Origin of the sequence: Pseudomonas sp. B21-031, assembly GCF_024748985.1 — a bacterium.
Classification (GTDB): Bacteria; Pseudomonadota; Gammaproteobacteria; order Pseudomonadales; family Pseudomonadaceae; genus Aquipseudomonas; species Aquipseudomonas kermanshahensis.
In genome coordinates, this window is the sequence record NZ_CP087181.1 from 5,156,756 (window position 1) to 5,171,024 (window position 14,269).

At 63.4% G+C, this 14,269-nt stretch carries 13 protein-coding genes; 10 read left to right on the forward strand and 3 right to left on the reverse strand.

Annotation, left to right across the window (positions count from 1 at the left end):
• Window positions 1–22: 22 nt before the first annotated feature.
• Window positions 23–907, reverse strand: a complete 885-nt coding sequence (locus LOY53_RS23060) for a hemin ABC transporter substrate-binding protein (protein ID WP_085274230.1) — start codon at window positions 905–907, stop codon at window positions 23–25.
• 149 nt (window positions 908–1,056) lie between these two features.
• Between LOY53_RS23060 and LOY53_RS23065 the strand changes: the two genes are divergently transcribed.
• The gene (locus LOY53_RS23065; protein WP_186683304.1) at window positions 1,057–1,374 is read left to right on the forward strand and encodes a Rieske (2Fe-2S) protein; all 318 of its coding nucleotides are present in this window, start codon (window positions 1,057–1,059) and stop codon (window positions 1,372–1,374) included.
• Here the strand turns inward: LOY53_RS23065 and sfsA are convergent.
• Together sfsA and LOY53_RS23075 are read right to left on the reverse strand one after the other, a co-directional pair.
• Window positions 1,364–2,077 (reverse strand): DNA/RNA nuclease SfsA, encoded by a 714-nt coding sequence (sfsA, locus tag LOY53_RS23070; protein WP_252825885.1) that lies wholly within the window; start codon window positions 2,075–2,077, stop codon window positions 1,364–1,366. The two genes, LOY53_RS23065 and sfsA, sit on opposite strands and share 11 nt — an antisense overlap.
• Window positions 2,077–3,249 (reverse strand): pyridoxal phosphate-dependent aminotransferase, encoded by a 1,173-nt coding sequence (locus LOY53_RS23075; protein ID WP_252825887.1) that lies wholly within the window; start codon window positions 3,247–3,249, stop codon window positions 2,077–2,079. Before LOY53_RS23075 ends, sfsA begins: the two co-directional genes overlap by 1 nt.
• A 210-nt stretch (window positions 3,250–3,459) precedes the next feature.
• Between LOY53_RS23075 and dksA the strand changes: the two genes are divergently transcribed.
• The 9 genes from dksA (at window position 3,460) to panC (ending at window position 14,242) form a co-directional block, all read left to right on the forward strand.
• Window positions 3,460–3,906, forward strand: coding sequence for an RNA polymerase-binding protein DksA (gene dksA / locus LOY53_RS23080; RefSeq protein WP_027595006.1), 447 nt, complete (start codon window positions 3,460–3,462; stop codon window positions 3,904–3,906).
• A 63-nt stretch (window positions 3,907–3,969) separates the two neighbouring features.
• Window positions 3,970–4,857 (forward strand): tRNA glutamyl-Q(34) synthetase GluQRS, encoded by an 888-nt coding sequence (gene gluQRS / locus LOY53_RS23085; protein ID WP_252825888.1) that lies wholly within the window; start codon window positions 3,970–3,972, stop codon window positions 4,855–4,857.
• Window positions 4,858–5,040: 183 nt separating this feature from the next.
• A complete protein-coding gene (locus LOY53_RS23090; protein ID WP_003250005.1) occupies window positions 5,041–5,217 on the forward strand; it encodes a hypothetical protein in 177 nt (58 codons plus the stop codon).
• On the forward strand, window positions 5,201–8,176 hold the full coding sequence (locus tag LOY53_RS23095; protein WP_027595008.1) for a sensor histidine kinase: 2,976 nt from the start codon (window positions 5,201–5,203) through the stop codon (window positions 8,174–8,176). Before LOY53_RS23090 ends, LOY53_RS23095 begins: the two co-directional genes overlap by 17 nt.
• A gap of 4 nt (window positions 8,177–8,180) precedes the next feature.
• Window positions 8,181–9,620 (forward strand): sigma-54 dependent transcriptional regulator, encoded by a 1,440-nt coding sequence (locus LOY53_RS23100; protein ID WP_027595009.1) that lies wholly within the window; start codon window positions 8,181–8,183, stop codon window positions 9,618–9,620.
• A gap of 846 nt (window positions 9,621–10,466) precedes the next feature.
• Window positions 10,467–11,855, forward strand: coding sequence for a polynucleotide adenylyltransferase PcnB (locus LOY53_RS23105; RefSeq protein WP_027595010.1), 1,389 nt, complete (start codon window positions 10,467–10,469; stop codon window positions 11,853–11,855).
• Window positions 11,852–12,331 carry a 2-amino-4-hydroxy-6-hydroxymethyldihydropteridine diphosphokinase gene (gene folK / locus LOY53_RS23110; protein WP_027595011.1) on the forward strand — a complete coding sequence of 160 codons (480 nt, stop codon included), beginning with the start codon at window positions 11,852–11,854 and terminating at the stop codon, window positions 12,329–12,331. The genes LOY53_RS23105 and folK overlap by 4 nt, the downstream gene beginning before the upstream one ends.
• A 250-nt stretch (window positions 12,332–12,581) precedes the next feature.
• Window positions 12,582–13,382: a 3-methyl-2-oxobutanoate hydroxymethyltransferase gene (gene panB / locus LOY53_RS23115; protein ID WP_252825890.1), complete on the forward strand. Its 801-nt coding sequence runs from the start codon at window positions 12,582–12,584 to the stop codon at window positions 13,380–13,382.
• Entirely contained in the window at window positions 13,379–14,242 is an 864-nt protein-coding gene (gene panC, locus LOY53_RS23120; protein WP_027595013.1) for a pantoate--beta-alanine ligase, read from the forward strand. Before panB ends, panC begins: the two co-directional genes overlap by 4 nt.
• Window positions 14,243–14,269: the final 27 nt, after the last annotated feature.

The window sequence follows — 14,269 nt, forward strand, 5'->3', positions numbered from 1 at the left end:
GTGCGTGGCTGAACGCGTTGTCTCATTGAGCGAAACTGCCCTTGGCTGCCGGGTAGAAGGTGGCAGCCAGCGAGCGCAGGGTCGCTGGCAGGCGTGGCCCCAGGCCGCCAACCAGCAATGTCGGGTCAAGCGACACCAGGCGCTGTTCACGCACGGCGCGGGAGGCCGCCAGCGCCGGGTTTTCCTTCAGCAGCGCTTGCAGGGCCTGCTCGTCGGCCAACGCACGGTCGGAGAACACCACTACATCCGGGTCCAGCGCCGCCAGTGCCTCATTGGAGAAGTTCTTGTAGCCCTGATGCTCGGCCAGGTTGTGCGCTCCGGCCTGGCGTAGCAGCCAATCACCGGCAGTGCCTTGCCCAGCAATCAGCGGCTTGGCACCGGCATGGCCTACCAGCAGCAACACCCCGGGCGCCTTCTGGCCTGCCTGGGCGTGTTTGACCTGAGCCTGCAACGCGTCCAACTGCTGACGATAGCCCGCCGCCAACGCGGTGGCTTGTGGCTCGGCACCCAGCAACTGGCCCAGGTGCTTGAGGTTCTGATCGACCGCATCAAGTTCGGCCTTGCTGGAGAACAACTCTACCCGCACACCCGCCTTGCGAATCTGCGCCAACACCGGCGGCGGGCCCATTTCTTCGGTGCCCACCAACACGTCTGGGCGCAGGCTGAGAATACCTTCGGCAGACAACTGGCGCTGATAGCCGACGCTCGGCAGCGCCTTCAGCGATGCGGGGTGCTGGCTGGTGGTATCGACGCCGACCAGGCGTGATTCGCCGCCCAGCGCAGTGACCCACTCGCTCAGCGCACCACCGGCACTGACCCATCGCTGCGGCAGTTCGGCAGCCAGGGCTTGGGTGGACAGCACAAGGCCTGCGCACAGGGCGATCAGGGCAGCGGGACGGCGCATCATCGGATTTCCTTCTGAAGGCGGGCCGCGCGCCTTGTGGCGGGCGGCGGAACTGCGCACCATAGACAGCCGGGCGCATCGAATGCGGGCAATTTGATAATTATTCGCATTGAAGCGTCAAGCCATCACGTGTTTCACGAGTCGTCCTTGCCATGCACTTCCTTTGTACCTCCAGCTCATTGGCCGAGGGCCACAGCCGCGCCTTCAGCGTAGACGGCGTCGACCTGTTCGGCGTGCGCCGCCAGGGCCAGGTGTACCTCTATCGCAACCGCTGCCCACATCGCAGCATTCCACTGAACTGGGCTGCAGATGCCTTTCTCGATGACAGCGCCAGCCTGATTCACTGCGCCCATCATGGCGCTTTGTTCCTGATAGAAAGCGGCGAATGCGTGGCCGGGCCGTGCGAGGGCGACAGCCTGCAGGCCCTGGGCTGCCATGAAGACAGCCAGGGCATCTGGCTCAAGGGTTGAGCAGTACCGGCAAGGGGCGGTCGATGACGATGCGTTCGGCATCCAGGTAGGTGCCGTACGCCAGCACTTGCACACCTTCAGCCACGGCGGCGCGCAAGGCCTGGGCGTAGCCCGCGTCGATTTCCTCGGCCGGGCGCACGGCGTCGACGCCAGTCAGGTTCACGCAGTACAACTGCACCGCACGCACACCTTGACGAGCCAGCGTCGCCAGCTCACGCAGGTGCTTGGCACCGCGCTGGGTAACAGCGTCGGGGAAGGCCGCGACGGCGGTGTCGGGGTAGCCCAGGGTCACGCTCTTGACTTCGACATAGGCCGGGCCGGTGTCGAACTCCAGGCGAAAGTCGATGCGGCTGCCCTCTTCGCCATACGCCACTTCACGCCTGAGCGCCGTGAAACCGGCCAGCTCGCTGATAACCCCGGCACGCAGCGCCTCTTCAACCAATGCGTTGGCGCGCCCGGTGTTCACGCAGGCCAGGCGGCCTTGGGGTGTTTCACTGATCTCCCAGGTGCCTGGCAGCTTGCGCTTGGGGTCGTTGGAGCGGCTGAACCACACCTGCCCGCCTTCGCGCATGCAATTGAGCATGGACCCGGTGTTCGGGCAATGGATGGTCATTTGCTCGCCATTGGCCAGCTCGATGTCCGCCAAAAACCGTTTGTAGCGCCGCAGTAGGCGCCCCTGCTCGAGTGGAGGAAAAAACGCCATCAGCCTTGCCAGCTCCGTAGGCCGCGGGCAATACGCTGCACGGCCTGTTCCAGGCGCGGCAGGCTCTGGGTGTAGGCAAAACGCACATGATGCCCCGCCAGGTGGCGGCCAAAATCCAGGCCGGGGGTAAAGGCCACGTGCTCGGTTTCAAGGAAGTGCCGGCAGAACGCAAAGGCATCGCCGCCGAAGGCGCTGATGTCGGCGTACAAGTAGAAAGCCCCCTCGGGCTCGACGGCGATGCCAAAGCCCAGCTCGCGCAGGGCTGGCAACAGGTAGTCGCGGCGACGGGCGAATTCGGCGCGGCGCTCTTCCAGAATCGCCAGGGTTTGCGGCTGGAAGCACGCCAGCGCAGCATGCTGGGCCATGCTGGGGGCGCTGATGTACAGGTTCTGTGCAAGCTTTTCCAGGTCTGCCACCGCGCCGGGCGGCGCCACCAGCCAGCCCAGGCGCCAGCCGGTCATGCCGAAATACTTCGAAAAACTATTCAGGACAAACGCCCCATCGTCCACTTCCAGCACGCTGGGCGCGTCCATACCGTAGGTCAGCCCGTGGTAAATCTCGTCCACCACCAGGTGGCCATGGCGTTCACGGGTAGCGCGCGACAGGCTGGCCAGCTCGTCACGGTTCAGCACCGTGCCGGTCGGGTTGGCTGGCGAGGCGACCAGGGCCCCGACCGTGTCTTTGTCCCAATAGCGGTCAACCAGGTCGGCGGTGAGTTGGTAGTTGACCTCGGGGCCCACCGGCACCAGCTGCGCGCCGCCTTCGACCAGGCGCAGGAAGTGGCGATTGCAGGGGTAGCCCGGGTCGGCCAGCAGCCAGTGCTTGCCTGGGTCTACCAGCAGGCTGCTGGCCAACAACAGTGCGCCAGAACCGCCCGGCGTGATCAGAATGCGCTCAGGATCGACACTGACGCCGTACCGCTGCCCATAGAAGCCGGCGATCGCCTCGCGCAGCGCCGGCAGGCCACGGGCGGCGGTATAGCGGGTGTGGCCCGCGGCCAATGCGGCCTGGCCGGCCTCGACGATCGGCGCGGCCGTGGTGAAGTCCGGTTCGCCGATTTCCAGGTGGATCACATCATGGCCGGCCGCCTGCAGCTCATTGGCCCGCGCCAGCAACGCCATGACGTGAAAGGGTTCGATGGCGCGGCTGCGCGCACTGTAAGGGTGGGCCATGACCTTCTCTCAATTGGGTCTAAACTGGAGATTCTACCTCTGCACGCTACCGAACGTGTGGCTCGCGCCGCTGTCAATTAGCAGGATCGGGCGGGGTAGCGCACCCCCGATCTATCTGGTAAGTTCGGCGGCTCGCAGTCGCAGGGCCGGCGGGTGCCGGAGATGGAGCATCCTGCGCATTGGATCAGATGAGTGAGAGGCGGTCTATTCATGTCCACCGTAGAAAAGCAAAAAACCAGTCAGTCCATGTACGGTGTAGAGCCCTATAAAGAAAGCAAGGGCGAGGAGTACATGGGGGAGCCCATGCGCAAGCATTTCACCAAACTTCTGGGTGCCTGGAAGCTTGAGTTGATGACGAGCGTGGATCAGACCGTGACCCACATGAAGGACGAAGCGGCCAACTTCCCAGACCCGGCCGACCGTGCCAGCCAGGAAGAAGAATTCGCCCTGGAGCTGCGTAACCGCGATCGCGAGCGCAAGCTGATCAAGAAGATCGACAAGACCCTGCAGAAGATCCAGGACGAAGAGTACGGCTGGTGTGAGTCCTGCGGCATCGAGATCGGCCTGCGTCGCCTCGAAGCCCGCCCAACCGCCGACCTGTGCTTCGACTGCAAGGAAATCGCGGAGAAAAAGGAAAAAACAGTCGGCAAAGGCTGATCCTTTTCCTACCCAAACGGGGCGCATCTTGCGCCCCGTTTCATTTTCAGACGCACGACCGCCATGAACGACTCCAGCTACATCGGGCGCTTCGCCCCTACCCCCAGCGGCTTTTTGCATTTCGGCTCGCTGGTCGCCGCCCTCGCCTCCTGGCTCGACGCACGCGCCGTCAACGGCCGTTGGCTGCTGCGCATGGAAGACACCGACCCGCCCCGGGAAATGCCCGGCGCCCGCGACGCTATCTTGCAGACCCTGGAGCGTTACGGCCTGGAGTGGGATGGCGAGGTGGTGTTCCAGAGCCAGCGCCATGAGGCTTATGCAGCAGTGGTCGACCGCCTGTTCAACATGGGCCTGGCCTACGCTTGCACCTGCTCGCGCAAACAGCTGGAAGGGCACAACGGCATTTACCCAGGCTTGTGCCGCAACGCCGGGCATGCACGCGAGGGCGCGGCGATCCGTCTGCGGGTGCCAGAGTTGATCTACCGGTTCACCGACCGGGTCCAGGGTGAATTCCAGCAACACCTGGGGCGCGAGGTGGGTGATTTCGTCATCCAGCGCCGTGACGGGCTGTATGCGTATCAGCTGGCGGTGGTGCTGGATGATGCCTGGCAAGGGGTTACCGATATCGTGCGCGGGGCCGACCTGCTCGACAACACACCGCGCCAGCTGTACCTGCAAGAGCTACTGGGGTTCTCACAGCCGCGTTACCTGCATATTCCGCTGATCGTGCAGCCAGATGGGCACAAGCTGGGCAAGTCGTACCGCTCGCCGCCCTTACAGGCGGAGCATGCTACCCCCCTGCTGTTGCGGGCATTGCGGGCGCTGGGGCAAGAAGCAAACCCCGATTTGCTGCTGGCAACGCCGGCTGAAGTGTTGGCGGTAGCTCGCAAGCAGTGGCGGCCTGAGGCGATTGCGCAGCGGACTACCGTGCCAGAGGCTGATTTGCACTGAGCCCTCAACGGCCTCTTCACGGGCAAGCCCGCGAAGAGGCCCGCACAGGCAACCTACCGCTCAAAAACAAAAGCCCAATAATTTCAAACCCTTGGCTAACCCTACCGATTCCCGCTAGCATCCCCCCACTCTTTTGCGCCAATAATAAGTCCAAGCCCGCAGCGCCCAACCATCGAGGCCAGCATGTACATCTATCGTTTGGTCCTGCTTCTGGTCGTGGGGATCTACCTGTTCTCCCCGGCCATCATGGACTGGTGGATCGAACCGACCGGAGCCTGGTACCGCCCCTACCTGCTCTGGCTGATCCTGATCGTCGTCACCTTCATCCTGCAGAGCCAACGAGATGCCGATGAGCTTTAGCCTGACCCAGATGATCCTGATCAGCGCCGCGTACCTCATGGTGCTGTTCGGCGTGGCCTGGATCAGCGAGCGTGGGCTGATACCCCGCTCGATCATTCGCCACCCGCTGACCTACACCCTGTCGCTGGGCGTGTATGCCAGTGCCTGGGCCTTTTATGGCTCGGTCGGCCTGGCCTACCAGTACGGCTATGGCTTCCTGGCCTGCTACCTGGGGGTGTCCGGGGCCTTCCTGCTGGCGCCGGTGCTGCTTTACCCGATCCTCAAGATCACCCGCACCTATCAGCTGTCGTCCCTGGCCGACCTGCTGGCGTTCCGTTTCCGCAGCACTTGGGCCGGCGCGCTGACCACCCTGATCATGTTGATCGGGGTGCTGCCGTTGCTGGCCCTGCAGATCCAGGCGGTGGCCGACTCGATCAGCATCCTGACCGGCGAGCCGGTCAAGGCCAGGGTGGCATTCGCCTTCTGTGCGCTGATCATTCTGTTCACCATTTTCTTCGGCTCGCGGCACATCGCCACGCGCGAGAAGCATGAAGGGCTGGTGTTCGCCATTGCCTTCGAATCGGTGATCAAGCTGCTGGCGCTGGGCGGCATCGGCCTGTACGCCTTGTACGGTGTGTTTGGCGGCCCGCATGGGCTGGAAGTGTGGCTGCTGCAGAACCAGACAGCCCTGGCGGCGCTGCACACACCGCTGCAGGAAGGGCCATGGCGCACCCTGCTGCTGGTGTTCTTCGCCTCGGCCATCGTCATGCCGCACATGTACCACATGGCCTTCACCGAAAACCTCAACCCACGCTCGCTGGTCAGCGCCAGCTGGGGCCTGCCGCTGTTCCTGCTGCTGATGAGCCTGGCCGTGCCGCTGGTGCTGTGGGCCGGCCTGCGCCTGGGCGCCAGCACCAACCCCGAATACTTCACGCTGGGGCTGGGCATCGCTGCCAATAACAAAGCGCTGGCGCTGCTGGCTTATATCGGCGGGTTGTCTGCGGCCAGCGGGTTGATCATCGTCACCACCCTGGCGCTGTCAGGCATGGCCCTCAACCACCTGGTGCTGCCGCTGTACCAGCCGCCGGCCGAAGGCAACATCTACCGCTGGCTGAAATGGACCCGCCGCGCGCTGATCGTCGCCATCATCACCGCCGGCTTCATGTTCTACCTGACCCAGAACAACCACCAGAGCCTGGCCAACCTGGGCATCGTCGCCTTCGTCGCCACCTTGCAGTTCCTGCCGGGCGTGTTGTCGGTGCTGTACTGGCCTACCGCCAATCGCCGCGGTTTCATCGCGGGCCTGCTGGCCGGCACCCTGGTGTGGCTGGTGACCATGCTGCTGCCGCTGCTGGGCAACCTGCAGGGCTTCTACATTCCGTTGCTGGACATGATCTACGTCCTCGACGACACCAGCTGGCACATGGCGGCCATCGCCTCGCTGGCGGCAAACGTCTTGCTGTTCACCCTGATTTCGCTGTTCACCAATGCCAGCAGTGAAGAAGCCAGCGCCGCCGAAGCGTGCGCGGTGGACAACGTGCGCCGCCCGCAGCGCCGCGAGCTGCACGCGGCCTCGCCACAGGAATTTGCCACCCAGCTGGCCAAGCCACTGGGCGCCAAGGCTGCGCAGAAAGAAGTCGAACAGGCCCTGCGCGACCTCTACCTGCCCTTCGACGAGCGCCGCCCCTATGCATTGCGCCGCCTGCGCGACCGCATCGAGGCCAACCTGTCGGGCCTGATGGGGCCGAGCGTGGCCCAGGACATGGTCGAGACCTTCCTGCCCTACAAATCCGGCAACGAAAACTATGTCACTGAAGACATCCACTTCATTGAAAGCCGCCTGGAAGACTATCACTCGCGCCTGACCGGCCTTGCCGCCGAACTCGACGCGCTGCGCCGCTACCACCGCCAGACCCTGCAGGAACTGCCCATGGGCGTCTGCTCCCTGGCCAAGGACCAAGAGATCCTGATGTGGAACAAGGCCATGGAAGAGCTGACCGGCATCGCCGCCAAGCACGTGGTCGGCTCGCGCCTGGTGACCATCGGCGAACCTTGGCGCGGCCTGCTGCAGGGCTTCATCGACGTGCCCGACGAACACCTGCACAAGCAACGCCTGGCCCTCGACGGGCAGCCTCGCTGGCTGAACCTGCACAAGGCCGCCATCGACGAGCCCTTGGCGCCGGGTAACAGTGGCCTGGTGCTGCTGGTCGAGGACCTGACCGAAACCCAGGCCCTGGAAGACAAGCTGGTGCACTCCGAGCGCCTGGCCAGCATTGGCCGCCTGGCGGCCGGCGTGGCCCACGAAATCGGCAACCCGATCACCGGCATCGCCTGCCTGGCGCAGAACCTGCGCGAGGAACGCGAGGGCGATGGCGAGATCACCGAGCTGTCGAGCCAGATTCTTGAACAGACCAAACGGGTGTCGCGCATCGTCCAGTCGTTGATGAGCTTCGCCCATGCCGGTGGCAGCCATCAGAACAGCGAAGAGCCGGTGTGCCTGGCCGAAGTGGCGCAGGATGCCATTGGGCTGCTGGCGCTGAACCGGCGCAATTTCGAAGTCCAGTTCTTCAACCTCTGCGACCCGGAACATTGGGCCGAAGGGGACCCGCAGCGCCTGGCCCAGGTGCTGATCAACCTGCTCTCCAACGCCCGCGACGCCTCACCGCCCGGCAGTGCCGTGCGTGTGCGCAGCTCCGTCTTCGAGCACACCGTCGACTTGATTGTCGAAGACGAAGGCAGCGGGATCCCGAAGAGCATCATGGACCGCCTGTTCGAGCCCTTCTTCACCACCAAAGACCCGGGCGAAGGAACCGGACTGGGGCTCGCTCTGGTCTATTCCATCGTGGAAGAGCATTATGGGCAAATCACCATCGACAGCCCTGCCGACATCGAACGGCAACGTGGCACCCGGATCCGCGTGACCCTGCCCCGGCATGTCGTAGCGACGTCCCCTGAAATTCGAGACCGTCGAGAGAATTGAATCAATGCCGCATATTCTGATCGTCGAAGACGAAACCATCATCCGCTCGGCCCTGCGTCGCCTGCTCGAGCGGAACCAGTACCAGGTCAGCGAAGCCGGCTCGGTGCAGGAAGCCCAGGAACGCTTCAGCATTGCCACCTTCGACCTGATCGTCAGCGACCTGCGCCTGCCGGGCGCGCCTGGCACCGAGCTGATCAAACTCGGCCAGGGCACACCGGTGCTGATCATGACCAGCTACGCCAGCCTGCGCTCGGCGGTGGACTCGATGAAAATGGGCGCGGTGGACTACATCGCCAAGCCCTTCGACCACGACGAGATGCTCCAGGCCGTGGCGCGCATCCTGCGCGACCGGCAAAACGCGCCTGCTGCCGCACCGGCGGCAGAACCGCGGGGCAACGGCAAGGCGGCAGCGGCCGACAAAGGCAATAGCGCGTCTGCCAATGGCGAGATCGGCATCATCGGCTCGTGCCCGCCCATGCAGGACATGTACAGCAAGATCCGCAAAGTCGCACCGACCGATTCCAATGTCCTGATCCAGGGCGAATCGGGTACCGGTAAAGAGCTGGTCGCCCGAGCCCTGCACAACCTGTCACGCCGGGCCAAGGCACCGATGATCTCGGTGAACTGCGCGGCCATCCCCGAGACCCTGATCGAGTCCGAGCTGTTTGGCCACGAAAAAGGTGCCTTCACCGGCGCCAGTGCAGGGCGCGCCGGGCTGGTCGAAGCGGCAGACGGCGGCACCTTGTTCCTCGACGAAATCGGCGAATTGCCCCTCGAAGCCCAGGCGCGCCTGCTGCGCGTGTTGCAGGAAGGCGAAATCCGCCGGGTAGGCTCGGTGCAGTCGCAGAAGGTCGATGTGCGCCTGATCGCAGCCACCCACCGCGACCTGAAGAACCTGGCCAAGGCTGGCCAGTTCCGTGAAGACCTTTATTACCGCCTGCACGTGATCGCCCTGAAGTTGCCTGCCCTGCGCGAGCGCGGCAGCGACGTCAACGAAATCGCCAGTGCCTTCCTGGCCCGCCAGAGCGCACGTATTGGCCGGGATGACCTGCATTTTTCCGCCGATGCCGAGCAAGCGATTCGTCATTACAGCTGGCCGGGTAACGTGCGCGAGCTGGAAAACGCCGTGGAGCGTGCGGTGATTCTGAGCGAGAGCGCAGAAATTTCCGCCGACCTGCTGGGCATCGACATCGAGCTGAGCGACCTGGAAGACGACGACATACTCGACAACGCCCTGGCCGTGGCCAGTGCGGGCAATGCCAGCCATGAGCCTACCGAGGACTTGTCGCTGGAGGATTACTTCCAGCACTTCGTGCTCGAGCACCAGGACCACATGACCGAGACCGAGCTTGCCCGCAAGCTTGGCGTCAGCCGCAAATGCCTGTGGGAACGCCGCCAGCGCCTGGGTATCCCGCGGCGCAAGAGCAACGCCACCAGCGAGTAAAAGATCGCGTGGCCAGGCGGGTCTTGCCTGCCTTGATATTTCTTTTTCGGCCTGCCGGCCTCTTCGCGGGTGAACCCGCTCCCACAAGGATCTCACTGCCCGCAAGGGCAATGCGGTACCTGTGGGAGCGGGTTCACCCGCGAAAGGGCCGGCAAAAAACGCAACGCACACCCCAGGTAACACATCAGTTCCCGCGAAAATCTGTTACCCAAGCTTTCAGGCGTAACAGTTCCCGAGGTGTACGGTAACGAAACCCCGCCATTTTCAGCCTGCAAAAATCCTGCGAAAACCTCCAAGCCCTTGATTTCATTGGGTTTCGAAAAGTTGGCACGGCACCTGCTATATGCTTAGTACAAAAACAATAACAAGCACTGCAACTCAGAATAAGAACAAGACGAAACGGCTCACGCACAATAAAAACAAGACGGCGGAGGCGCAGCTAACTGATTCTTTTGGAGAGGATGCGTGTTTGGGGCTTGCCCCACGACCAGGCAGAGAACAACAAAAACTGCACTAAAAAGCAGCGCCTGAACTGGTTGGATCGACAGATCAACGTGACATCAGCGGCCAAAGCAATCCGTTTGCTCTTTACCCCTGGATTAGGGGTCGTCCACAAGCTTTGCGATTTGTGGACAGGGCACTCAACAAAAACAAGAAGCCCAGCAAAAAAATAATAAGAGCACGCAACGACTTCTTGGGGAGCTTAGGCTCCCCTTGTCGTTTCTCCCTTCTGGCAGGCATCCTGCTACCCGCCTACACCATTCCTTGAGTAAATGCTAGAATCCCCGCCCATCATGCGGCCATTCTCCTATTCTTGGCCGAACATTCCTTCAAACAGTGCATCCCATGCTGAAGAAGCTGTTCCAGTCGTTCCGCCCTCCCGTACCGGGCCAGCACCACAGGCGCACCACGCCTGAGGTGATCAACAAGAGCCAACACTCGCTGCAACGCCACCAGTTCAGCCGCCACGCGGTGAACATCGTAGAGCGCCTGCAGAGTGCGGGCTACCAGGCTTACCTGGTCGGTGGCTGTGTCCGCGACCTGATGCTTGGCATCACCCCAAAAGACTTCGACGTCGCCACCAGCGCCACCCCTGAACAGGTCCGTGCCGAGTTCCGTAACGCGCGTATCATTGGTCGCCGCTTCAAGTTGGTCCACGTGCACTTCGGCCGTGAGATCATCGAAGTCGCCACCTTCCGCGCCCACCACTCGGAAGACGATCAAGGTGATACCCACCGTTCGTCGCACAATGCCAGTGGTCGCATCCTGCGTGACAACGTGTACGGCACCTTGGAAGAAGACGCGCAACGCCGCGACTTCACCATCAATGCCCTCTACTACGATCCGGTCAGCGAACGCATCCTCGATTACGCCAACGGCGTGCACGATGTGCGTAACCGCCTGCTGCGCCTGATCGGTGACCCGACCCATCGCTACCAGGAAGACCCGGTGCGCATGCTGCGTGCCGTGCGTTTCGCTGCCAAGCTCGACTTCGGCATCGAAAAGCACACGGTCCAGCCGATCCGCGAACTGGCCCCGATGCTGCGCGAAATCCCCCCGGCACGCCTGTTCGAGGAAAGCCTCAAGCTGTTCCTCTCCGGCCAAGGTGCGATGGCCTTCGAAATGCTGGTCGACCTGCAGCTGTTCGAGCCGTTGTTCCCGGCCAGCGCGCATGCCCTGGACGAGCGCCCCACCTACACCCACACCTTGATCAGCCAGGCGCTGAACAACACCGATCTGCGAGTGAAGCAGGGCAAACCGGTCACCCCGGCCTTCCTCTTCGCTGCGCTGCTCTGGCCCGCCCTGCCGGCCCGTGTGCTGCACCTGCAAAACCAAGGTGTGCCTCCGATCCCGGCCATGAACGGCGCGGCTCACGACCTGATCGCCGAACAGTGCGCACGCATTGCCATCCCGAAGCGTTTCACCCTGCCGATCCGCGAAATCTGGGACATGCAGGAACGCCTGCCACGCCGCAGCGGCAAACGTGCCGACCAGTTGCTCGACAACCCGCGCTTCCGTGCCGGTTACGACTTCCTGCTGCTGCGTGAAAGCGCGGGTGAAGAAACCGACGACCTCGGCCAATGGTGGACTGACTACCAGGATGCCAATGACAGCGAGCGCCGCGAGATGATTCGCGAGCTGGGCAGCCGTGACGAAGGCACCGGCGCTGGCCCACGCAAGCGCAAACGTAGCGCCAGCAAGCGTAAGCGTGGTGGCGAAGAGGCGTTCGAGTGACCACGCGCGCTTACATCGGCCTGGGCAGCAACCTGGACGAGCCTGCAGAACAACTGCAGAACGCTTTCCAGGCGCTCGACCAGGCCACCGGCACCCGCCTGGTGGCCACTTCGAGCCTGTTCACCAGTGACTCGCTGCTGCCTGGCCAGCCGCGCTACACCAATGCCGTGGCTGCGCTCGACACCTCGCTCGAGCCGCTGGCGCTGCTCGATGCCCTGCAGGCCATCGAAAATGACCAGGGCCGTGTGCGCAAAGAGCGTTGGGGCCCGCGCACGCTCGACCTGGATATCCTGCTGTTCGGCGACCACCTGATCGACGTGCCGCGCCTGCAGGTGCCGCACTACCATATGCACGCCCGCGCCTTCGTGCTCTACCCATTGGCCGAACTGGTGCCCGCAGGCTTCTGCCTGCCCGATGGCCGCGACCTCGCCCAACTCATCAGCGCCTGCCCGTTCGTCGGCCTCGAGCGCCTGTAGTTCGGGCGCTGCAGACGGCGGTAACGCCAGTAACACCCTGATCGTAACAATGCGGTAACAGGGTGATTGACTTCCCCCACCTCGCTCACGACTATAGGCGTCCCGTGTGGCACCCAAGTGCCGCATACCCGTATTTAGGCCCGGACGGACCTGTGCCCGAACATCACGCGCGATGATGTGCCGCTCCGGAAGATGACTACACGCGTTGTATGCAGTCGTTTTAACAGCGCCTGAACGAGGATTTTCCTACATGCCTGAAGTAACCCTGACCACCCTGCATGGCCTGAAGGCCAAGGGTGAAAAAATCACCATGCTGACCTGCTACGACGCGACCTTCGCCAAGGTTGCCAGCCAGGCCGGTGTCGAAGTGTTGCTGGTGGGCGACTCGCTGGGGATGGTCCTGCAGGGCCATGACAGCACGCTGCCTGTCACCACCCAGGAAATGGCCTACCACACTGCCTGCGTCAAACGTGGTAACGATGGCGCGCTGATTCTTGCCGACCTGCCGTTCATGGCCCATGCCACCCCCGAACAGGCCTTTGCCAACTGCGCCACGCTGATGCAGGCCGGCGCACACATGATCAAGCTCGAAGGCGCTGCCTGGCTGGCGGAGACCATTCGCCTGCTGGCTGAACGTGGCGTGCCGGTGTGCGCGCACATGGGCCTGACCCCACAAACCGTCAATGTGCTGGGCGGTTACAAGGTGCAGGGCCGTCAGGAAGCCCAGGCGCGGCAGATGCGTGCCGACGCCATTGCCCTGGAACAGGCCGGCGCGGCCATGCTGCTGCTGGAGTGCGTACCGAGCGAACTGGCGGCGGAAATCACCCAGGCCGTGAGCATTCCGGTCATCGGCATTGGCGCCGGTAGCGCCACCGACGGCCAGGTGCTGGTCCTGCACGACATGCTCGGCCTGTCGCTGAGCGGCCGGGTGCCGAAGTTCGTGAAAAACTTCATGGTCGGCCAGCCGGACATCGAAAGCGCCCTCGCCGCCTACGTGACGGCGGTCAAGGACATAAGCTTCCCTGCCAGCGAACACGGGTTCAGCGCATGAACACAGTCAAGACTGTCCGCGAACTGCGCGCCGCCGTTGGCCGCGCGCGTGGCGAAGGCAAGCGCATCGCGTTCGTGCCGACCATGGGCAACCTGCACAGCGGCCATGCCGCGCTGGTGACCAAGGCCGCCCAGCGGGCCGACTTTGTCGTTGCCAGTATCTTCGTCAACCCGCTGCAGTTCGGCGCCAACGAAGACCTCGCCACCTACCCACGCACCCTGGCAGCCGACCAGGAACGCTTGCTCCAGGCCGGCTGCAACCTGCTGTTCGCGCCAACCGTCGAAGAGATGTACCCCGACGGCATGAGCGTGCAAACCCGGGTCAGCGTCCCCCACCTTTCCGAAGGCCTGTGCGGCGCCAGCCGGCCAGGGCATTTCGAGGGTGTGGCGACAGTGGTCAGCAAGCTGTTCAACATGGTCCAGCCAGACCTGGCCGTGTTCGGCGAAAAAGACTTCCAGCAGCTGGCGGTGATCCGCGCCATGGTGCGCGACCTGAACATGCCTATCCAGATCATCGGTGAGCCGACCGTGCGCGCCGACGATGGCCTGGCGCTGTCGTCACGCAATGGTTACCTCACCCCCGAGCAGCGTGTTACCGCACCTGCGCTGTACCGCACCCTGCAGCACATCGGGGCGGCCATTGGCCGTGGCCAGCGTGATTTTGCCGCGCTGGTGGCCGACGGCCAGGCGCAACTGACCGCCGCCGGGTTCCGCCCGGACTACCTGGAAGTGCGCCATGCCGTGAGCCTGCGCCCGGCCATGATCGATGATCGCGACCTGGTGGTGATTGCCGCCGCTTACCTGGGTAACACCCGCTTGATCGACAACCTGTACCTGCACGTGGAAGACAAGACCGCGTAAACCTTCGGGGGCTGCCTCGCGGCCCCT

Bases quoted from the DNA above. Each gene is read 5' to 3' on its own strand.
- dksA (WP_027595006.1), top strand. From the start codon at position 3,460: ATGTCCACCGTAGAAAAGCAAAAAACCAGTCAGTCCATGTACGGTGTA.
- LOY53_RS23065 (WP_186683304.1), top strand. From the start codon at position 1,057: ATGCACTTCCTTTGTACCTCCAGCTCATTGGCCGAGGGCCACAGCCGC.
- LOY53_RS23105 (WP_027595010.1), top strand. From the start codon at position 10,467: ATGCTGAAGAAGCTGTTCCAGTCGTTCCGCCCTCCCGTACCGGGCCAG.
- LOY53_RS23075 (WP_252825887.1), bottom strand. From the start codon at position 3,249: ATGGCCCACCCTTACAGTGCGCGCAGCCGCGCCATCGAACCCTTTCAC.
- LOY53_RS23100 (WP_027595009.1), top strand. From the start codon at position 8,181: ATGCCGCATATTCTGATCGTCGAAGACGAAACCATCATCCGCTCGGCC.
- sfsA (WP_252825885.1), bottom strand. From the start codon at position 2,077: ATGGCGTTTTTTCCTCCACTCGAGCAGGGGCGCCTACTGCGGCGCTAC.
- panB (WP_252825890.1), top strand. From the start codon at position 12,582: ATGCCTGAAGTAACCCTGACCACCCTGCATGGCCTGAAGGCCAAGGGT.
- LOY53_RS23095 (WP_027595008.1), top strand. From the start codon at position 5,201: ATGCCGATGAGCTTTAGCCTGACCCAGATGATCCTGATCAGCGCCGCG.
- LOY53_RS23060 (WP_085274230.1), bottom strand. From the start codon at position 907: ATGATGCGCCGTCCCGCTGCCCTGATCGCCCTGTGCGCAGGCCTTGTG.
- panC (WP_027595013.1), top strand. From the start codon at position 13,379: ATGAACACAGTCAAGACTGTCCGCGAACTGCGCGCCGCCGTTGGCCGC.
- LOY53_RS23090 (WP_003250005.1), top strand. From the start codon at position 5,041: ATGTACATCTATCGTTTGGTCCTGCTTCTGGTCGTGGGGATCTACCTG.
- gluQRS (WP_252825888.1), top strand. From the start codon at position 3,970: ATGAACGACTCCAGCTACATCGGGCGCTTCGCCCCTACCCCCAGCGGC.